Source organism: Stenotrophomonas sp. STEN038, from assembly GCF_056759895.1.
Map to the genome: position 1 here is coordinate 1 of NZ_JBRRDW010000064.1, position 20,702 is coordinate 20,702.

Annotated in this window: 13 protein-coding genes; 3 read left to right on the top strand and 10 right to left on the bottom strand. The window is 64.5% G+C overall.

All coding sequences use genetic code 11. The annotated features are described in order from the left end of the window. From ACVOLS_RS19015 to ACVOLS_RS19040, 6 genes are all read right to left on the bottom strand, one after another. On the bottom strand, positions 1 to 196 hold a 196-nt coding region (locus ACVOLS_RS19015), incomplete at its 3' end, for a hypothetical protein (RefSeq protein WP_481546920.1). Positions 197 to 315: 119 nt separating this feature from the next. Then, entirely contained in the window at positions 316 to 591 is a 276-nt protein-coding gene (locus ACVOLS_RS19020) for a hypothetical protein (protein WP_481546921.1), read from the bottom strand. A 266-nt stretch (positions 592 to 857) separates the two neighbouring features. After that, positions 858 to 1,592, bottom strand: coding sequence for a winged helix-turn-helix domain-containing protein (locus ACVOLS_RS19025; protein ID WP_481546922.1), 735 nt, complete (start codon positions 1,590 to 1,592; stop codon positions 858 to 860). Positions 1,593 to 1,737: 145 nt separating this feature from the next. Then, on the bottom strand, positions 1,738 to 3,885 hold the full coding sequence (locus tag ACVOLS_RS19030; RefSeq protein ID WP_481546923.1) for a S46 family peptidase: 2,148 nt from the start codon (positions 3,883 to 3,885) through the stop codon (positions 1,738 to 1,740). A gap of 236 nt (positions 3,886 to 4,121) precedes the next feature. Then, the gene (locus ACVOLS_RS19035; RefSeq protein WP_481546924.1) at positions 4,122 to 7,982 is read right to left on the bottom strand and encodes a translocation/assembly module TamB domain-containing protein; all 3,861 of its coding nucleotides are present in this window, start codon (positions 7,980 to 7,982) and stop codon (positions 4,122 to 4,124) included. Beyond that, positions 7,979 to 9,778, bottom strand: coding sequence for an autotransporter assembly complex protein TamA (locus ACVOLS_RS19040; RefSeq protein ID WP_481546925.1), 1,800 nt, complete (start codon positions 9,776 to 9,778; stop codon positions 7,979 to 7,981). Before ACVOLS_RS19040 ends, ACVOLS_RS19035 begins: the two co-directional genes overlap by 4 nt. A 336-nt stretch (positions 9,779 to 10,114) precedes the next feature. Here ACVOLS_RS19040 and ACVOLS_RS19045 point away from each other — a divergent pair, with 336 nt between their 5' ends. Beyond that, a complete protein-coding gene (locus ACVOLS_RS19045) occupies positions 10,115 to 12,889 on the top strand; it encodes a TonB-dependent receptor (RefSeq protein ID WP_481546926.1) in 2,775 nt (924 codons plus the stop codon). Between the two features lie 48 nt (positions 12,890 to 12,937). On the opposite strand, the gene ACVOLS_RS19050 is transcribed toward ACVOLS_RS19045, so the two are convergent. From ACVOLS_RS19050 to glyQ, 4 genes are read right to left on the bottom strand one after another with little or no spacing between them, the layout of a single operon-like run. Next, on the bottom strand, positions 12,938 to 14,500 hold the full coding sequence (locus ACVOLS_RS19050) for a tetratricopeptide repeat-containing sulfotransferase family protein (protein WP_481546927.1): 1,563 nt from the start codon (positions 14,498 to 14,500) through the stop codon (positions 12,938 to 12,940). 3 nt (positions 14,501 to 14,503) lie between these two features. Beyond that, on the bottom strand, positions 14,504 to 16,579 hold the full coding sequence (glyS, locus tag ACVOLS_RS19055) for a glycine--tRNA ligase subunit beta (protein ID WP_481546928.1): 2,076 nt from the start codon (positions 16,577 to 16,579) through the stop codon (positions 14,504 to 14,506). Beyond that, positions 16,576 to 16,830: a hypothetical protein gene (locus ACVOLS_RS19060; protein WP_481546929.1), complete on the bottom strand. Its 255-nt coding sequence runs from the start codon at positions 16,828 to 16,830 to the stop codon at positions 16,576 to 16,578. Before ACVOLS_RS19060 ends, glyS begins: the two co-directional genes overlap by 4 nt. Further along, complete coding sequence (gene glyQ, locus ACVOLS_RS19065) at positions 16,827 to 17,738, bottom strand: glycine--tRNA ligase subunit alpha (protein WP_481546930.1); 912 nt, start codon at positions 17,736 to 17,738, stop codon at positions 16,827 to 16,829. Before glyQ ends, ACVOLS_RS19060 begins: the two co-directional genes overlap by 4 nt. 122 nt (positions 17,739 to 17,860) lie before the next feature. On the opposite strand from glyQ, the gene ACVOLS_RS19070 reads away from it, so the two are divergent. After that, on the top strand, positions 17,861 to 19,633 hold the full coding sequence (locus tag ACVOLS_RS19070) for a GspE/PulE family protein (protein ID WP_481546932.1): 1,773 nt from the start codon (positions 17,861 to 17,863) through the stop codon (positions 19,631 to 19,633). Continuing rightward, entirely contained in the window at positions 19,630 to 20,355 is a 726-nt protein-coding gene (locus ACVOLS_RS19075) for a glutamine amidotransferase (RefSeq protein ID WP_481546931.1), read from the top strand. Before ACVOLS_RS19070 ends, ACVOLS_RS19075 begins: the two co-directional genes overlap by 4 nt. Positions 20,356 to 20,702 lie beyond the last annotated feature (347 nt).

The window sequence follows — 20,702 nt, forward strand, 5'->3', positions numbered from 1 at the left end:
GCTGTAGGTCACGGCAGGTGCCGCCACCGGGGTGGTGGTCGTGCAGCTCGTGCCGCAGCTCGGGTTGTCGGTACCGCTGCCCAGCACCGCGTTGGTCACGCTGCCGGTTGCCCAGGGTGTCGCTCAGCACCACCGGTGCGGTGGTCTGTGCATCACTCACCACCGTGGTCAGCGTGTAGGTCAGCACATCGCCCAACTCACCACCATCGTCACGCCGGTAGCGACATTCAGCGATGCACTGCTAGTTGATCCGTTGCTCAGTACTGCTTCGTGGGTGCCATTGGTGCCAGCGCCCCAAGTCATCCACATCACGGTTTAGCGATACGGACTGGAGCCACCGGTGGCGTAGGCCGCAGCCATGGCAGTACTCGGCAACACCGCCGTCATCACCATCGAAGCAATCACCCCGATGCGCCCCAGCACGGAACGCGCCGCTTTCCGGGCACCCACTATTGAACGGCTCTCACCATTTTTTGTGGGAAGGACAAACGAACGGATGTACTGATCGGACTGGTTGTTCACCGGGCGAACCTCTTGCAAACGCTGCGCGCAGGCCACCGACGAACCCGGCAGCCCGATTGATTTCTTCAAGGAAAAGCGGCAGTCGCCCCAAAAACGACTAACCGATTCAGCACCGTGTGGTGCTCGTAATTGCGGCGATTCTTACGGTGTGCCCTGACCTATTCAGTTCCGCTTTGTGACGGAAACTCTCACTTGCTTTCGCGCGGGGCTTTTCAAGCCTCACGCTGAACGGCTATCACCTTGATTTAACGGAAGAATTGCGCGTACGGCTGCGTATGAAGGCGCGTCTACGCGCCTTCATATTAATGAATAAAAACTTAACGCAAAAGTGTGAACTAGACCGTCAAACGGTAGCCGGCACCCCGAACTGCGCGAACCGGGAGGGTACAGCCGGTGGCCGACTGCACACGGTTACGCAAACGGTGCACAAGCACTTCAATCCGGTGCGGATCAAAGCTCCAGGGCTGGTCGGTGAGGGCGGCAATCAAGCGTTCGCGGGCGACTGTCTCGCCCGGAGATGAGAAAATCAAAGTGAGAAATGCGCGTTCGGCCTCGGTCAGCGCCAGTACCTGCCCGTTGGGCCCACGCAGGTCCCAGCCGTCGGATTCCAACGCCCAGCAGGGACTATTGCCGGCTCCGCCGGTTTCCATCAGCTGCGCCGCCTCGCCAGGCAAGCGCCGGCGCAGGCTGTACAGCTTGGCAGCGAGGAATTCCGGCTCTGGCCGGTGCGGCAGGCAGGCGTCAGCGCCGGCCCACAGGCCATCGGCAATCAGCTGCGGGGTACTCGGGTCGACCAACAGGACCACACCCAGATCATCACGACGGCGCAGGTGCTCGACCGTCTCGACCATACCGGCGCGGACCCGGGTGGTATCGATGACCACGATGTCGCAGGGAACGATCACCAACTCGCGATACAGCGCTTCGACGCTGTCCAGGGCCTGGATCTGGGCGCCATAGGGCAACAGAGGCTGCAACAGCTCCAGGTTGCCGACAATCCAGATGCGCAGCGGCGCCAAGGCCGTGGAATTGGCTGCGCCCACGCGCGCATAGTTCAGATCCGATGCCACACACTCTCCCTGTCGGACTGTCAGTAGACAGTCCACCGATGATCGGGATTTTAGCCTAGCGTAATGTCAGTTATCGCTGAAACGGGGTACACACCGTTTTATGCATGGAATGGGCGCCACTTCCGTGGCACCCATTCCGCAGCCGTTACTCGGCAGGCACACCCATTTCCTGCAGCAGAGCGGGGGCCGGGTATACCTTCGCCAACAGCCAACGCAGGTAGCGCATGTCCACGTGCACGGCACGCTTGTAGCGCGGGTCGAACCACCAGCTGGCGCTGACCGACTCCCAGTTGGAGTCGAAGTTCAGGCCGATCAACTCGCCCTTGGCATTGAGCACCGGTGAGCCGGAGTTGCCGCCGGTGGTATCCAGGTTGGTCAGGAAGTTGACCGTCTGCGTCTTCAACGCCGGATCAGCGGTACTGCCGAAATCTCCCTTGGCAATTGCCGCCAGCAACGGCTTGGGCGCATCGAACGGCACCGTATTGGTGTTCTTCTCGACGATGCCGGCAACCGTGGTCACCGGCGAATAGCTGACCGCATCGCGCGGATGCAGTGCTTCGACCTTGCCGTAGCTGATGCGCAGGGTGCTGTTGGCATCCGGGTACACCGCCCTGCCCTGGCTTGCACGCCAGGCGAACAGTGCCTGCATGTAGGACGGACGCAGGCGCAGCTGCTCGCCTGCGCGTTCCTTGCTGTCACGCTCGGCGTTGAGCTGTGCCATCACCAAGGCCGATGCCACCGACACCAACGGATCGGCCTCGATGAAACCACCCTTGCGTGCAGCTTCGAAACGCGACAGGCGCTGCGCTTCGTCACCAAGCTTGGTCTGTGCGTACAGCTCGTCCAGATGCCTGGCCAGCTCGGCCGGTGTGCGCCCGAACAGGTTGTCGTAATGCGAATCGCGCTGTGCATCGGGCAGTTGCTGGTAGCGGGTCAGCAATGCGGTGAGCAGTGCTTTCTCAACCGTCGGATCGTAGCGGCGCTGTACCTGCTTGAGCACACCTTCGATCAGGGCCTGGTCGCGCTGCTGATAGCCGGCTTCACGCTCGGCATCGGGCTTGAGCGACTCCACCCGCAGCCGCTCCAGCAGCAGCGCCGAACGCAGCAACTGGGTCTGGCTGGACATCAAGGTCACCAGGAACTCGCTGCTGCCGACCGCGCTGTCTGCGGCCAGCGACGCAAACAGCGCATCGATATCGGCCTTGTACTTGCCATCGGCGCTGGCCAGCATGGCCTGCTCGTCCTGCGCACGCTGGGTCTTGGCATCGCTGCGCAGCAGGCCTTCCAGCTCACCGGCGGCGCGCTTGCGGTTGTTCTTCAGCGACTGCAGCTGCGAGGCGTAGCGCGTGCGCGCATCGGCATTGCCCTTGCCCTGCGCTTCGATGACATCGATCAGCTGCTGGAACACTTCCACGCGGCGCGGCAGCACGGTATCAATCTGGTTGGCGAACTCGGCAGCGGTGCGCAGGCGATAGGTGGTGCCCGGGTAACCGGCCAGCATCGCGTAATCGCCTTCCTTCGGGCCATCCAGCGACATCTTCAGGTGTGCTGGCGGCTGGTAGGGAACGTTGTCCTTGCTGTACGGCGCCGGCTTGCCATCCTTGCCCACGTAGGCACGCAGCAGGGTGAAATCACCGGTGTGGCGCGGCCACATGAAATTGTCGATTTCATCGCCGTAATTGCCGATCGCACGCGGCGGTGCGTAGACCAGACGGATGTCGGTCAGCTCCAGCTGGCGGATGCGGTAGAAGTCGCTGCCGTAATACATGTTGGCCACCGAGCAGCGCACGCCGCCTTCGGCCTCGCAGTCGGCGACGATGCGCTTGCGCGCGCTTTCCACCGCGTCGTAATAGCCGCGCCCGGTCTTGCCACGCGCGTCCTTGAGTACATCGTCGGTGACCTTGTCGAAACCCACGGTCACCAGCACCCGGTAATCGGGATTGGCAGCGCGCTCGTCGTCGCGACCTTGTGCGATGAAGCCATCATTGATGAAGTTGTGTTCCTTGCTGGCGTTGTACTGGATGACGCCATAGGCCACGTGGTGATTGGTCAGCAGCAGGCCCTCGTCGGAGACGAACGAGCCGGTACCACCACCAACACGCACCACCGCGCTCAACGGCGGCGCGGTGACATCGGCCAACTGCTTGGGGTCACCCTTGAAGCCGGCGTCCTTCAGCGTCCTGGCCAGCTCCGGCAGCTGCGTGGGCATCCACATGCCTTCGTTGGCGTGGGCAGCAGCGGCGGCCAGGCTCATGCCCAGCGCCAGCGCGGCGGTAAGCGGTTTACGCGTCATTGGAACTCCAGCGGATTACAGAACAGCCGTGGACAGTAGCGGCCCCCGCCAACAGCGGCAACCGCCAGCAGTCACGTAATATCGCCGACGCTTGTGGGAGCGGCGTGAGCCGCGAAGCCGGTGCAGCATGACTTCGCGACACCGCTGATCTTCGGCTTGGAAAATGCGCAATTGACTACGGATGGAGCGGTGGCTTCGCGGCTTACGCCGCTCCTACAACGCTCCACGCTTGCTACTCAGCGCTCCTTGCGCCAGTTCACCGAACCGCGGTTTTCGACCGTGGACGATTCGACTTCGATATCGAAGCCGCGCCGCAGCAGGTACTTCAGGGTCAGTACCGAGCCGCTGCCGATCAGTGACACGCCGTAGCCGATGTAGAGCTTGGGCGTGATGTATTTGCCCACGCCGATCACCGAACCACCAAGCGCACGCGACTGGCTGACGCCAGCGTCGTCGAGGCCGAGCTTGGCGCCCACCTGCGCGGCGAGCAGGCCAGTACCGGCCGACAATGCTGCCGATGCGGCGTTGACCTGCTGTGCCTGGTCGCTGCTGGCCATGCTCAGGCTGCGGCCCAGCACCAGATAGGCGAGCGATTCGGATTGCGACATCGCAGGATCCGACCACACATCCACCTTGGGCTGCTGGGCGCGGCCGGTGACATGGATGCCGGCAGTGACATCACCGATCGCACGCTGCGCTTTGATGTTGATGCGCGGGTCGGAAACCACGCCGTAGTTCCACAACAGCTGCCCGTCGGTGATGGTCAGGTCCTGGCCGTACGCCTTGTAGCGGCCACTGACTTCCAGGCCGCCGTTGGCGGTCATCTCGCGGCCCGGGCGCGCGCGCACCTGCATCCGGCCGGTCAACGCGCCCTTCAGGCCAAAGCCGCTCATCTTGACCTTGTCGCCAAGGCTGACGGTCAGGTCCATGTCCAGCGGTGAGGACGGGCCCTCTTCCGGGTCGACCGGATCCAGCACCACGATGTCTTCCGATGCCGAGGTGCCGCGATCCAGGCGTTCAAGATCCAGATCGGCCTCGGGCACATGCACGCTGCCGCGCAGCTCCATCGCGGTACCGGCCAAAGTGAAGTCCAGATCCGGGTTGGCCACCACCCGCAGTTCGCTGGTGTTGGCCATCAGCACCTTGTCGCCGTGGATATGCAGCTGCAGCGGTTGTGCATCGCCGAACCAGGACAGACCACCGTCCACCTGCAGCGTGCCTTCACCACCAGTCTTGGTCGAGGCGCTGATACGTGCCGAGCCGTCAGGCTGGGCGATGAAACTGCCCTTGCCTTCGCTCAGGGTCAGGCCCAATGCCGGGAATTCGCCGGTGAAGTTGCTGAGTTTGGCCTCGCCGCCCAGGGTTGGCTGCGAGCGCGTGCCACGCAGACTGACGTGGCCTTCGATCAGACCTTGCGGGCGCACCAGGTCAGGCGAGAACAACTCCAACCAGTACAGCCGCGCGATGTTCATGTACAGCTCGCAGGTGAGCGCCGCATTGGGCTCCCAACCGGTCTGTACCTTGGCATCGATGAAGCCGTCGCCCTTGAAGCCGACGCCGAGGTAGCCCTTGATGCTGTTCGGCAGCATGTCGACGTTCAACGAGAAGTTGTCGTAACGCACCAGCTCGCCACGGGCGTTGTCGCCGAGGCGGATGCCGCCTTCGGCCGAGGCCACTTTAAAGGCACCCTCCCAGGCATTGCCACGCGGGCGGATGTTGCCGTCCAGGGTGAGCTCGCCGCGCAGGTACATGCGGCGGCCTTCGTTGGGCGGCAACCATGGCTGTACCAGCGCCAGCGGCAAGGCATCACCGCGCAGCTGCAGGCCTTCGCGCGGCCAGTTGGCGGCAAGGCACAGGGCACCACCGGTATCCGAGCCCAGGCAGGCATCGGACAGGGTGAAGTTGCTGCCCTGCGCGCTGAAGGCGGCCGGCTGCCGCAGCTGCCATGGCGCGCCCTTGACCGGCGCAATCCGCAGCGAGGCCAGCTCGCCGCGCCAGGCTTGGCCTTGTTGGCGCACGCTGCCGCTGAGCGCCAGTGCGCCCATCTCATTGCGGGTGTCGGCGTCCAGCTGCAGGTTCTGCACGCTGCCGCGCGCATTGATGTTGACCTGGTCCAGCAGCATGCCGACTTCCACCGCGCTGCCGTGGATCTCCAGCGCACCATTGCTGCCCTGCCACGGCAGGCGGCCATTGATGCTGATCTGCTGCACCTTCCAGTCGTCCCATTGCAGACCATTGCCGCGCAGGTCGGCGGTGATGTCCGGCTGGCTCGGGGTGCCGCGCAACTGCAGGGTACCGGCCAGGCTACCGGTGCCGCCGGGCAGCAGGTCGGACAGGTGCAGTGGCTGCAGCCGCGCATCCACGTCCAGACGGTCACCGACCTTGCCCTTGGCTTCGATCTGGCTGTCGCCCATCACCAGCCGTACATTGCCTTCGCCTTGAGTGCCCTGCAGCGCGAGCTTGGCGCGTGCATCGACACGACGCCCGCGCAGCATGCCGTTGATCTGCGGTACGTCCAGCGTCGCTTCGAAACGCATGTCGTTGCTGCCGGCCACGGCCGGCAATTGCTTGCCCTTGGAGGCCAGCGTACCGGACAGATTGCCTTCCCAGCCCGGTGCGAAATAGCCGGGATCAAACTTGGACAGGCTTGCATCCACATCCCAGGCCAGGGTCGGTGCCCACGCCGCCGAACCCTTCAGTTCCAGCGCACCGCCGGGCGTGGTCGCCTTCAGTCGTTCAATATGCGCCTGCTGGTCGTTGCCACGCACGTCGAAATCGAGATTGGCGTCCTGCGCTTCGCGCGCCACATCAGCCTTGCCGACCGCCGCCCAGTTCTTCAGGTTGCCGGCCACACCCAGACGCGCTTCCTTCAGGTGCAGCGGTACCGGCGTGGTGTCGGGCGAGCTCGGGTCCGGCTCGGGCATATAGGTGAGCTGGTTGGCCACCACCGCGAAGCGGAAGCCCGGATTCTGTGCATCGCTGAAATCAGCCGTACCCTGCAGGCGCACGCTGCCGCCGAAGGCTTCGGCAACCAGCGGCGAAACCGTCAGCACCTGCTTTTCGATGGCGATGTTGGAGGGTGCCAACACCAGCTCGTTCTCGCCCTGGCGCACGCGGCCCTGCAGCTGCGCCTGGCCACCACGTCCACGTGCGGTGAAATCCAATGCCAGTGGCGCCGGTGCCTCGGCCAGGAACTGCGCCGGTACCAACTGGCCGATATCCAGTTGCTCGCTGCGCGCGGCCACGTTCCAGACCGGATCGGCGCGACCATCCAGAATGAAGCTGACATGCAGCGGCTTGGGTGCGTAGCCGGCCACTGCAACTTCCATATGCGCCAGATTGCCGCGTGCAACCAGGCCCAGACGCGCAGCCGGTTGGCCCGGACGTGGTGGCATCAGCGCGCGTACGGTCAGGTCGGTGGCGTAGTCCTCGCGCGGCAGGTAATGGCCATCGATGCGGAAATCGCCGAGGTTGCTGTTGACCTTGATCTGGGTGGCGGTGAATTCGCCATCGGCGGCTTCAAGCCCGCCGCGGACTTTGGTGATGTCGATGATCGGCTGCTGCAGCTGGGTGATGCGCAGACCATCGATGACGATGGTGTCGGCCTGCAAGGCCAGCGGCAACTCGATGGCCGGCAGCACATCCGGCCAGTTGGGAAGTTCGAAGGGCTTGTCTTCCGAGGGACCCAGCTCCAGCGTGGCGTCGCTGATGCGCAACGCGTCCAGGCGCAGCTTGCGGCCCAGCAGCGGCCGGATATCCGGATCCAGATAGGCCTTGCCGGCAGTGAAGTGCAGCTCGTCGTAGCGGAAATCCAGGTCGTGCAGGATCAACGGCCCGGCCAGCGGGCCTTCGGCCTTGCTCCAGGTCAGCGATGAACCAGCGGGCAGGCGCGCGACCACCTGCGCCAGCAGCACCTCGCGGCCAGCTACGGTCTGCAGCAGCCAGTACAGCGCGAACAGGCCCAGCAGCACCAGCACGGTGATGGTGATGCCACTGCGCACCGCCAGCGTGCGCAGCCGCGCCTTGCGCTTGGCGCGCAGTTCGGCGATGCGCGCTTCGCGTTCTTCCGGGCTCACCTCGTCGGGCCGGCGGCTCATAGGTCAGCTCCGATGTTGAGGTAGAGCTGGAATTGCGAATCCGGGTGGTTCAAACCGTGGGCGATATCAATACGCACCGGGCCGACGGGTGACTTCCAGCGCACACCAAAGCCGACGCCGGTATGCAAGTCGATGTTGTTGTCGAAAGCGCTACCGGTATCGACGAACACCGCGCCGCCCCAGGGACCGCCGCCGAAGTAGTGCTCGTACTCGACCGAACCGACCGCCAGATTCTTCGCGCCCAGCGCGAACTTGTCCGGTGCCGGCGTACGCGGGCCGACTTCACGGAAGGCATAGCCGCGGATGGAGCGGTCACCGCCGGCGAAGTAACGCAGGCTCGGTGGCATCGACACCAGATCGCTGGTCCAGGTGGTACCGGCCTGTCCGCGCAGGATCAATCGGTCCGCATCGCCCACCGGGATGTACCAGCGCACGGTGGCATCGGCCTGGATGAAACTGGTATCCGAACCTGCACCTTCGATGCCGCCACGCATGGTGGCGTTGCCGCTGATACCGCGACGCGGGAAACTTTTATCGTCGACCTTGACGTAGTCGGCGGTGAGCTGCGGGTAGACCAGGGTCGAATAGTTGTAGACCGCTGCATTGAATTGATCACCGGAGCTGTAGCGCCAGCGTTCGCGCAGTGCATTCATCGAGACGATGGCGGTCAGGTTCTCGTTGATTTCGCCGCTGCGGCTGGCGATCAACTTGACGTTGCGCAGATCGATGTAATCGGTCTGCTCGTCATAGGCGCTGACCGCATAGCTGTACCAGCCATCCAACCAGCGGAAGCCCGGCACGCGGTAGCTGGTGATGAAGCTCTTGCGCTTCTGTGCGTAGTCCAGCTGGGTGGTGAGCTTGTGCCCACGACGATTGACGTAGCGGCGCTCGACGCCGCCGCGCACACCCGCGCCGCTCTCGCTGCCGTAGCTCAGACCGGCGGTATAGATGGTGCGCTTGGCGCGGGTCAGCTTGACGTTGACCGGCACCTCACCGTCGTCATCGGCCTGTTCCGGGTGCGGCTGGATGTCGATGACGCTGAAGTAATCGAGCTTGGTCAGCGACTCGCGCAGGCGATCGAGCTTGCCTTCATGCCAGTAGCTGCCTTGTTCCCAGTACACCAGCGGCTCGAACAGACCAGGGCGGAAGTAATCCTGCTCGAAGGTGATCGGCCCCATGTTGTAGCGGCGGCCGCTGTCCCAGGTGAGGAAGATGTCGGCGGCGTTCTCGGCGCGGGTCACTTCGACCTTGCGCTGGGTGAAATCGGCATCGAAGTAACCACGCTCGGCCAGGCGCCGGGTGATGGTGATCTTGCTGGCTTCATAGTTCACCGAGTCGAAGGCCTCGCCCGTCTTGGGGTGGAAAGCCTCGATGTCTTCCTGCAGGTACTGGTCGCGCGAAGCCGGGCCGGTGATGGCCAGTTCCTGGGTGCGGACCTTGATCTGTTCGCCCTTGTCGACCTGGATCAGCACCTGCAGGGTCTCGCCGGTACGCGGCGCTTCCACGGTGATCTTGGGGTTGTAGAAGCCGAACGGCTCCAGCGCCGTGCGTGTCTGCCGCTCGGCCTGCGACAGCAGGTACTCCAGCCGCGATTCGCCCTGTACCTTGCCGATCGCGTCATAGACCGACAGCGATACTTCGATGTTTTCGATGATTTCCGCATCATCACCCTTGTCCAGACCCTTGATCTGGACCTTTTCGATGGTGCCGCGGGCATGGGCAAGGGGAACTGCTGCCAGCGACGCCAGGAACAGAAGGAGCGGGGTGATTCGAGATAGCTGCATGCGCGTCAGCATACCGGTCCGAACATGACCAGCAAAATCACACGGCCGTCATCCCGCCAGCCTCGGCAGCACCCAACCATGCTGGATCTGTAGTGCCGAGCCATACTCGGCAAGGGGCTGTAACGGTAATGCTCCAGCCGAGCGTGGCTGGTCACTGCATTGGACTTGTTCCCCGCGCTGCTGTACGGATCATCACGCCATCTTGACGGGTACAGTTAAATTATCGTGAAACACCCAGCCGCTCCGGTTCCTAGAACACGTGGTGATGCTGTCCCGGGTTAGTGCGCTGCCAGTACGGAGCGGCCGGTTGACTGGGTCCAGGCACTTCCACAAGTCCAGGTACCCATGATGAAACGACAACTCCTCAGCGCGGCGGTCTGCACGGTGATTGCCGCTTATTCCCCGCTTTCCTTCGCCCAATCGCAGAGCGAGGCAGACAAGAGAAACGTTGAAACCCTCGACAAGATCACCGTCACCGGCTCGCTGATCCCGCAGGTGCAGGTCGAGACAGCTACCCCCATCACCTCGATCACCGCCCAGGACATCCAGAAGCAGGGCTTCAAGGATGTCTATGAGGTCCTGCGTTCGCAGCCCCTGGCCACCGGCGCGGTACAGGACAGCCAGTTCTCCGGCGGCTTCACCTCGGCGGCCAAACCCATCAGCCTGCTCGGCCTGGACCCGGGCTTCACCTTGGTGCTGATCGACGGCAGGCCGATGGCCGACTACCCGCTGCTCTACAACGGCCAGAGCAACTTCGTCGACCTGGCCAGTGTTCCCACCGCCATGGTCGAACGCATTGACATCGCGCCGGGCAACCAGTCCTCGATCTATGGTTCCAGCGCGATCGCCGGCGTGGTCAACATCATCCTCAAGAAGCGGCTGGACGGCACCGAGCTGAGCTTCCGCATGGGCAGCTACGACGGCGGTGGTGGCGGTAACCAGCGCTTCCAGCTGACCAGTGGTCACAGCTGGGACAAGCTCGACCTGACTGCCGGCCTGCAGCTGAGCAACCAAGACCCGATCTACGGCTTCAACCGCAAGGATTTCGACTCCACCAACGACAACCCCGACGTCGCCGCGCGCTATGGCAGCCGCACCTTCGTACACAACAGCAGCAGCGGCGCCTACATCGACCCGGGCGCAGCAGCCTGCGCACCGCTGGCCGGCCTGTTCGGGGGTACCACCTTCTACGACACCCGTCCTGGTCGCGGCAACTACTGCGGCAGCCGCTACGAGCCGGGTTATTCGACCATCCTCAACAAGGAACGCAGCGCGTCAGGCTATGCCAACCTGAATTACGCGCTCAACGACAGCACCGACATCTATGCCACGTTGCTGATGAACCGCACCAAGAATGAGAGCAACTCCGGCTCCCGCTTCTGGCAGCCATCGTTGGATACCAGTGGCTACATCTTCAACAACCTCACCGGCGACCTGGAAAGCTACCAGCGCATCTTCTCGCCAGAAGAAACCGGTGACCTGGACTTCAACAACGAACGCCAGACCGCCGACTCCTACAACGTCGCCATCGGCATCAAGGGCGCGGTGGGACAATCCAACTGGGACTACAACGCCTACTACGCCCGCTCCGAGTACCACATCGACAGTCGCCAGTGGTGGCCGTTGAAAGACAAGATGGAAGACTTCTTCCGCGAGCATTTCCTCGGACCGCAGTTGGGTGACTACTACGGCTATCCGATCTACGAGCCGAATGATGCAGGCTTCTACCAGGCGCTGACGCCCGAGCAATACCGCAGCTTCCAGGGCGAGATCCGCACCAAGTCCAAGACCTGGACGCAGAACGTCAACCTGCAGTTCACCAACACCTCGCTGTTCACCCTGCCCGCCGGTGACGTCGGCTTCGCCGGCGTGCTGCAGGCTGGCCAGCAATCGTGGAGCAACCCCACCGATTCACGCGTCGTCACCGACCAGTTCTGGGGGCTGAGCGGCACCCAGGGCAAGGGCAAGCGCGACAACTGGGCGGCGGCGGTGGAACTGCGCGTGCCGATCTTCAGCAAGCTCACCGCCAGCCTGTCCGGGCGCTATGACGACTACAAGAACGATGGTGGCGGCAGTGATTCCCGCGCCACCTGGAAAGCCGCGTTGGAGTTCCGGCCAATCGACTCGCTGCTGTTCCGCGGCAACTACGCCACCGCGTTCAAATCGCCGGACATGTCCTATGTGTTTGCCGGTGACAGCGGCTTTTACACCTTCGTGCCGGACTACTACCGCTGCGCCACTGAACAGCCAGGCGTCCCTATTGCCCAGTGCACGCTCAACGACGAGCAGGTCCGCGGCTCCCGCTCCGGCAATGGTGAGCTGAAGTCGATCACCGCCAAGTCCTGGGGCGGCGGCGTGGTCTGGTCACCCAACAGCAGCTTCACGGTCAGCGCCGACTATTACCGGATCAAGATCGACAACAAGGTCGCCGACCTCGACCTGGACCTGCTGCTGCGCAATGAGTCGGCGTGCCGCCAGGGCCAGCTGGATCCCAACTCGCCGACCTGCGTCGATGCCCTGCAACGCATCGGCCGCGCCGGTGCGAACGCGCCGCAGCCCAACCAGCTCAACACCGTCGCGGTCAACCCGATCAACGTCGCCAAGGAGGACGTCAGCGGTGTCACCGCCAATCTGGACTACCGCTGGGCAACCGACAGCTGGGGCAGCTTCATGCTGGGCGCACGCTACAACGTCACCCTCAAGCATGAGAGCCAGCAGTACCCGGAGGACCCGGTGATCGACCTGCTGCGCAATCCCTACTACTCCTCGGAGTTCAAGAACATCTTCAGCGGCACACTGGGCTGGCAGATGGGCGACTGGACCACCACGTTGTACGGCATCCGCTACGGCCGCACGCCCAACTTCGCCGCCCAGGACACCACCGACGGCTATGCGGCCGATGACGCAGGCAAGGTCAAGGCCTGGACCACCTTCAACCTGACCGTGGACTACGCGGTAACCGATGATGTCTCGCTGAGCATCACCGCCAACAACCTCACCGGCGAGCGGCCGCCGCGTGACCGCACCTACACCAGCTACCCGTATTACAACGTCTTCAACTACAACGGCTACGGCCGCTCGTACATGCTGGAGATGAACTGGCGCTTCGGCCGCAGCCAGTAAACGCAGTTGCCAGGCAGTGAGACAGGAGCGGCCAAGGCCGCTCCTGTTCTATCTGCGGTCCTGCAAACGCTCACGCAGTGGTGCGAGTTCGGTTGCATAGCGTTGCCATTCGTCGATATTGCGTGCGTGCACCGGCTCGCGCACCTGCACGCTGCTCAGGGTCGCGGTCGCGGCCGCGTTGCGGGTCAGGTCACTGCTGCCACTTTCCACTTCCAGTCCGCAACGTTGCAGCACCTGCGCCAAGGCCGCATCCGGGTCGCGCACCATCGCTTCGTAATCGATCTCCAGCACACGCTCCGGCAGATGCTGCTGCCAGGCCTGCATCAGCTGCGTATGCGCTGCATGGTGCGCAGCCAGGGCGTCAAGGTCGTAGCTGTAACCATAGGAGTCGCCGAACATGGCGCGGTAGTTGGAGAAGCACACCGCCATGGGATCGCGCCTGACGTAGACGATCACCGCCTTCGGCAACGCGCGCGCGATGGGGCCCGCCAACAGGTAATTCGGTGGCAGCTTGTCGATGAAGCGGCGTTGCCCATCCAGGCGCCAACGCGTCTGCCGCAGGTAGCCCTTGCCGACGGCAGCGTAATCCAGCGTTGGTAGCGTCTGCAGCAATGCAGGGTCTAGCAGCGCGCGGCCAGCCTGATCGGCGGCCAGTCGCAATTGCTGGGCAAAATCGCCAAGTTCACCGGCAGACGCTATCTGCGAATGATTGCCGAGCATGCGTTCGAGCACCGTGGTGCCCGAACGCGGCATGCCGATGATGAAGATGGGCTGCGCGCCATCATCCTCATCCGCCGCTTCGACCGTCGCGAACGTCCCCGCTGCCGCCAGCCTGGCCATCGCCTCATGCTGTGCGTGATCGGCCAGGCGATCGTGGCGCAGGCGTCGCCACATCGCGGCATTGCCTTGCCGCAGCGCATTCCATGCCGCGGGGAAATCGCCGAGGTCCTCCAGTTCCTTGTACAGCGCGAACCACAAGGCGGCGCCGTCCTCACTGTCTGCCGCCGTGATTTGCAGCTGCCTGCGCAGGCCATCGACATGGTTGTCGTCCGCACGCCAGCGGCGCAGGCGTGCACGCGTCAGCGCGGCCCGGCCGTGGCCGGGATTCAGCTGCAGGCAGCGCGTGAGCGCCTGCTCGGCCGCCTCCAGTTCACCGTTGAACTGAAGTTGCACGCCGAGGAAATAATGGAAATCGGGACTGTCGAAACCCATCGCCGCCGCACGCTGCATCAACTGCAGGGCATCGGCATGCAGCCCAAGTGATTGCAGCACGTGGGCCAAGGCCGCCAGCGTCGGACTGTCATTGCAGCGGGCCACGCAGGCATTGCGCATCAACCGCGCCACGCCTTCGCTGTCACCTACCCGCAGCAAGGCCTGGGCAACACGCAACAGTAGAGCCGGGTCGCGATAATCCAGACTGGCGGCCTGCTGCAGTTGCTGTACGGCCTCGCGCAGCTGACCCTGCGCCAATACGGTGCCGGCCAGCATCACCCGCGCATAGGCGTGCGCGGGTTGCTGATCCACCACGGCACGCAGCTGCCGTTGCGCTTCCGGGATGTCACGCCGGGCCAGAGCGGCCTGTGCGGACTGCCAGGAGGCGCCGGTGTCCATGCCTCAGCTGGACAGGTGTTCGATCGCGGCGACGCTGCCGAGGCGGTCGCCCAGCGTGCGCAGCAGCGCCAGCCGGTTGCCACGCAGGGCCAGGTCGTCGGCGTTGACCATCACCGCGTCGAAGAACGCGTCCACCTGCGGGCGCAGGCGGGCCAGGCGGCCGAGCACGGCCACATAGTCCTTGTGCGCCAGCGCGGTGCCGGTGTCGTCGATGGCAGCGGTGACGGCCTCGGCCAGTTCACTCTCGGCCGGTTCGCGCAGCAGCGCCGGGTCGATCATGCCCGGGATCTCGCCGTCGGCCTTGCGCAGGATGTTGCGGATGCGCTTGTTGGCTGCTGCCAGTGCTTCAGCTTCCGGCAGCTGGGCAAAGGTGCCGATGGCATCGATACGGCGATCGAAGTCGTACAGCGAGGCCACGCGCAGCTCGGCGACGGCGTTGAAGTGGGTGGCCGGCACGCCCTTGTCGGCGTAATAACCCTTCAGGCGGTCGATGATGAAGTCGTAGAGCTCGCCCGCATCGGCCTGCACCTTGCGCTCGGCAAGGCCCGCATTGGCCGAAGCCAGCAACGCCGGCAGATCCAGATCAAAGCCCGATTCGATGATGCTGCGGGCCAGACCCAAGGCATTACGACGAAGCGCGAACGGGTCCTTGTTGCCGGTCGGCTTCAGGCCAGCGGCAAAGCCACCGGCCAGCGTGTCCAGGCGCTCGGCAATGGCCAGCACCTTGCCCAGCGGCGACAACGCGATGTCATCGGCAGCAAAGCGCGGCTGGTAGCTCTCGTCGATGGCCAGCGCCACCGACGGCGATTCGCCACCGGCAACCGCGTAATGACGGCCGGCGATGCCCTGCAGCTCCGGGAACTCGTTGACCATGCGCGACTGCAGGTCGTTCTTGGCCAGTTCGGCGGCACGCTTGGCGTGCACCGGATCGGCGCCCACCTGCGGCGCGATGATCTGCGCCAGTGCGCTGACGCGCTGCACCTTGTCGGCAACGCTGCCCAGCTTGGCCTGATAGGTGACGGTCTTCAGACCATCGCCCATGCCGACCAGACCCTGCTTGAGGTCTTCATCGAAGAAGAACTTGGCATCGGAGAAGCGCGGACGGATCACGCGCTCGTAGCCCTTGGCCACTTCGGCCACGTCCTTGGATTCGATGTTGGCAATACCGATGAACTTCTCGGTCAGCTTGCCGCCGCCATCGAGCACCGGGAAGAACTTCTGGTTGATCTCCATCGTTTCGATCAGCGCTTCCTGCGGCACGGCCAGGAATTCGCGCTCGAAGCTGCACAGCACCGCCGCCGGCCATTCGACCAGATTGACCACCTGCTCCAGGTTGTCGTCGGTGATGCGGGCCACGCCGCCGGCCTGGGCGGCTGCGGCGTTGACCTCGGCGACGATGCGCTCGCGGCGCGCGTCGGCGTCGACCAGCACGTTGGCGGCCTTCAGCGACTCAACGTAGTCGGCCGGGTTGCTCAACCACACCTGCTTGTCGGCCATGAAACGGTGGCCACGGCTGAAGCGGTCCGAGCTCAGGCCCAGCAGCTCGGCCGGCACGATGTCGTTGCCGTGCAGCAGCACCAGCCAATGCACCGGACGGGCGAAGGCGTATTCGTGGTTGCCCCAGCGCATCGGCTTGGGGATCGGCATGGCGGCGATGGCTTCGCGCAGGATCTCCGGCAGCAGGCTGGCGGTCTGCGCGCCCGGGGTCACCGAACGCAGCACGAAACGCTCGCCCTTGGCGTCGGTGGTGCGCTCCAGCGCGGTCCAGTCGATGCCGGCCTTGGCCGCAAAACCCTGCAGCGCCTTGGTCGGTTCGCCGTTGGCGTCCAGCGCGATGTTCAGGTACGGGCCGAACACTTCCGAGTGCTGCTCGGGCTGTTCGGTTTCCACGCCAGGCAACAGCACCGCCAGGCGTCGCGGAGTCGACAGCGGCTTGGCATCGCCACGCTCGAAAGCCACGCCACGCTTGGCCAGGCCGTCGATCACGCCATCGAAGAAGGCTTGCGCCAGGCCCGGCAGCGCCTTGACCGGCAGCTCTTCCACGCCCAGTTCGATCAGCAGCGGTTTCATCTCACTCATATGACGTCCTTGCGCACCGACAGCAAGTCGCTACGCCCAGTTTGGGGGAATACGGAAACTTCAGGCGCCGGATCGCGGCGCTTTTGCAGGAACAACATCACCAGTCCGGCGACCGGGGCCAGAACCCAACCAAAGATCAGCCAGAGAAGCACACTGCGTCCGGTACCACGTGCCCATGCCGCGAGCCCGATACCGGCCAGGAAATTCACATAACCGACGCTGGCAAGTCCTTCGACCCCAGCCAGGCTCACGAGATCTGTTCCTTCGCTGCCACGGCTTCGATGCGCTTGGCCTCGTACAGCTTGGCCACCGCCTGGGCCAGCGCGCGCACGCGCAGGATGTAACGCTGGCGCTCGGTCACCGAGATGGCGCGGCGCGCATCGAGCAGGTTGAACGAATGCGAGGCCTTGCAGACCTGTTCATAGGCCGGGAGCGGCAGGCCGGCTTCCACCAGCTTCTGTGTTTCCTTCTCGCAGGCGTCGAAGCGATGGAACATTTCTTCCACGTCGGCGTACTCGAAGTTGTAGGTGCTCTGCTCCACCTCGTTCTGCAGGTAGACATCGCCGTAGGTGACCGGGGTGCCGTCCGGGCCGTAGGTCCAGATCAGGTCGTAGACGTTGTCGCAGTTCTGCAGGTACATGCAGAGCCGCTCCAGCCCGTAGGTGATTTCGCCCAGCACCGGCTTGCACTCCAGGCCGCCGGCCTGCTGGAAGTAGGTGAACTGGGTGACTTCCATGCCGTTGAGCCAGATTTCCCAGCCCAGGCCCCAAGCGCCCAGGGTCGGCGATTCCCAGTTGTCCTCGACGAAGCGCAGGTCGTGCACCAGCGGGTCGATGCCAAGCGCCTTGAGCGAATCCAGGTAGAGCTGCTGGATGTTGTCCGGGCTCGGCTTCATCGCCACCTGGTACTGGTAGTAGCGCTGCAGGCGGTTGGGGTTCTCGCCGTAGCGGCCATCGGTGGGACGGCGCGAGGGCTGTACGTAGGCCGCATTCCAGCTTTCCGGGCCGATCGAGCGCAGGAAGGTGGCCGGATGAAAGGTGCCGGCACCGACCTCCAGGTCCAGCGGCTGGATCAAGACACAGCCCTGTTTCGCCCAGAAATCATTGAGGGTCTGGATCAGTCCCTGGAAGGTAATCGAAACGGGGGGAGTCGCGGACATGCTGCCTGAGCCGTACGTAAGGGGTGCGTTAGTATAACGACCGACCGCGCGATGGCCGCGCCAGCAAGGGGTTTGGGGTGGAAAACGCGGCTGTGGAAGGCACTCAGGCAGCAGCACCGCAGGTGGCGATCGCCCCGGGAAGGCTGCAGTTTTCCAATATCGCCAGCGCCCTGTTGGCCGACGGGCTGGTGGCCGCGCACGACCAGGAGCGGATCCGTTTCTCTGCCCAGGGCGCGCGCAATGCCAGCGAGGTGCACCCGCTGGTGCTGCTGGCCAACCTGAAACTGGCCTCGGCCGCAGGGGCTGGCGAGCTCGGCCTGGAGCGCCTGACCGAATGGCTGGCCGCACGCACCCACACCCGCTACCTGCGCATCGATCCGACCCGGGTGGACGTGTCCGGTGCCACCGCCGTGGTCTCGCATGCCTATGCGCGCCGCCACCGCATCCTGCCGCTGGGCCTGGACAGCGAGCGCGTGCTGGTGGCCACCAGCGAGCCAATGGCGCGCGAGTGGCTGGCCGACCTGCAGCACCTGACGCGTCGCCGCATCGACGTGGTGCTGGTCAACCCGCTGGACCTGCATCGCTACTCGATGGAGTTCTTCGGCGTCACCCGTTCGGTGCGCGGCGCGCGCAGCGATGCCCGCGACAGCAGCAACGGCATCACCCCGCCCAGCTTCGAACAGTTGGTGGAGCTGGGCAGCGCCGGTGACGTCAATGCCGACGACCACCACGTGGTCAGCATCGTCGACTGGCTGCTGCAGTACGCCTATGAGCAGCGCGCCAGCGACATCCACATGGAGCCGCGCCGCGACAAGGGCCGCGTGCGCTTCCGCATCGACGGCGTGCTGCACAAGGTATTCGAACTGCCGCCGTCGGTGATGACCGCGGTGATCAGCCGCGTGAAAGTGCTCGGGCGCATGGATCTGGCCGAACGCCGACGCCCGCAGGACGGTCGCATCAAGACCCGCTCGCCGGGCGGGCGCGAGGTGGAAATGCGCCTGTCGACCATGCCCACCGCGTTCGGCGAAAAGTGCGTGATGCGTATCTTCGACCCGGACTCGGCGTTCAAGAGCATCGAGCAGCTGGGTTTCAGCCCGGAAGAGGCCGCCGGCTGGAACGAGCTGGTGGCACGCCCGCACGGCATCGTGCTGGTCACCGGCCCGACCGGCTCGGGCAAGACCACCACCCTGTACTCCACGCTCAAGCGGCTGGCCACGCCGGATGTGAACGTGTGCACGGTGGAAGACCCGATCGAAATGATCGCGCCCGAATTCAACCAGATGCAGGTGCAGGCCAATATCGACCTGGACTTCGCCTCCGGCGTGCGCACCCTGCTGCGACAGGACCCGGACATCATCATGATCGGCGAAATCCGCGATCTGGAAACCGCGCAGATGGCGGTGCAGGCGTCGTTGACCGGTCACCTGGTGCTGTCCACCCTGCATACCAACGACGCGCCCTCGGCGATCACTCGCCTGCTTGATCTTGGCGTGCCGCATTACCTGATCGCCTCCACCGTCAACGGCGTGCTGGCGCAGCGACTGGTACGTACCCTTTGCCCGCACTGCAAGACACCAGACACCCTGAGCGACAGCGATTGGGCGCCACTACGTAATGCCCATGAAGCATTACCAGATGTAGTGACGGCATATGCGCCGGTCGGTTGCCTGGAGTGCCGGCGCACCGGTTACATGGGCCGGATCGGCCTGTATGAGTTGCTACCACTGGGTTCGCGGCTGCGCGCCCTGATCACCCGCGACATGGATCTGGCCGGATTCAGCAAGGCCGCGGCGGCCGACGGACTGCGCACCCTGCGCCGCACCGGGCTTGAAAAGGTGGCCGCAGGGCTGACTACAATCGAGGAAGTCCTGTCAGTACTGCCGCCGCCGGAATGAAGTCCCAGCCGTTCTTGATCGTTGAAACCGGGCAACCGTTCCCGACCCTGCGCCGTTACGGCCGCTTTCCGCACTGGATCCGCGTGGCCGCCGGCTTGGAAGAGGCCGACACCGTGGTGGTCAACGTCGAGCACGGCGAGCAGCTGCCCGAACGCGGTGATTTTGCCGCCACGATAGTCACTGGTTCGGCTGCCTTCGTCACCGACCGCGCCGACTGGAGCGAACGCAGCGCCGACTGGCTGCGCGACGCCGCCCACGCCGGCATGCCGCTGCTGGGCATCTGCTACGGCCACCAGCTGCTCGCCCATGCATTGGGAGGGGAAGTGGCCTACAACCCGGCCGGGCGCGAGTCCGGCACCATCCAGCTGGAGCTGGAGGCCCCGGCCTCGGCCGATCCGCTATTCGCAGGCCTGCCGGCCAGCTTCCCGGCCCACGCCACCCACCTGCAGACGGTATTGCGCGCGCCCGAAGGCGCCACCGTGCTGGCCCGCTCGGTGCAGGACAACTGCCACGCCTTCCGCTGGGGCGAGCAGGCCTGGGGTCTGCAGTTCCACCCCGAGTTCGCCACCCACCACATGCGCGGCTACGTCCGCGCCCGCGCCGACTGCATCGCCCGCCACGGCGGCTGCGCCCGCAGCGTCGCCCGCGAGGTCACCGCCGCGCCACTGGCCCGCCAGCTGCTGCGCCGCTTCGTGCGCCACGTCCGCCGCGAGACGCACTGAACCTGCTGTTGTCTTGTGGGAGCGGCGTAAGCCGCAAAGCCGGCAATGCAGCAATTACGGGCATGTCCGTCATCTGGCGATTCATGGGCTTCGCGGCTGACGCCGCTCCCACAAAAGCCGAAAGGCCAGCCCCATGTAGTGCCGAGCCATGCTCGGCAAGAGGCCTTCCCGGCAACCCAACCCGTAGTGCCGAGCCATGCTCGGCAAGGGGCATTCCCGGTAGAGCCCCTGCCGAGCATGGCTCGGCCCTACCAACCACCCCTCCCCCTTCGCGTCGGGAAAGGGAGGTAGCAAACCACGCCGGTAGATTTTGCTCATAAACACCCCCGGGGATTCCGGGGATAAAC

Excerpts from the sequence above, each read along its gene's own strand:
- ACVOLS_RS19030 (WP_481546923.1), bottom strand. The coding sequence starts at position 3,885 with ATGACGCGTAAACCGCTTACCGCCGCGCTGGCGCTGGGCATGAGCCTG.
- ACVOLS_RS19035 (WP_481546924.1), bottom strand. The coding sequence starts at position 7,982 with ATGAGCCGCCGGCCCGACGAGGTGAGCCCGGAAGAACGCGAAGCGCGC.
- ACVOLS_RS19040 (WP_481546925.1), bottom strand. The coding sequence starts at position 9,778 with ATGCTGACGCGCATGCAGCTATCTCGAATCACCCCGCTCCTTCTGTTC.
- ACVOLS_RS19045 (WP_481546926.1), top strand. The coding sequence starts at position 10,115 with ATGAAACGACAACTCCTCAGCGCGGCGGTCTGCACGGTGATTGCCGCT.
- ACVOLS_RS19050 (WP_481546927.1), bottom strand. The coding sequence starts at position 14,500 with ATGGACACCGGCGCCTCCTGGCAGTCCGCACAGGCCGCTCTGGCCCGG.
- glyS (WP_481546928.1), bottom strand. The coding sequence starts at position 16,579 with ATGAGTGAGATGAAACCGCTGCTGATCGAACTGGGCGTGGAAGAGCTG.
- glyQ (WP_481546930.1), bottom strand. The coding sequence starts at position 17,738 with ATGTCCGCGACTCCCCCCGTTTCGATTACCTTCCAGGGACTGATCCAG.
- ACVOLS_RS19075 (WP_481546931.1), top strand. The coding sequence starts at position 19,630 with ATGAAGTCCCAGCCGTTCTTGATCGTTGAAACCGGGCAACCGTTCCCG.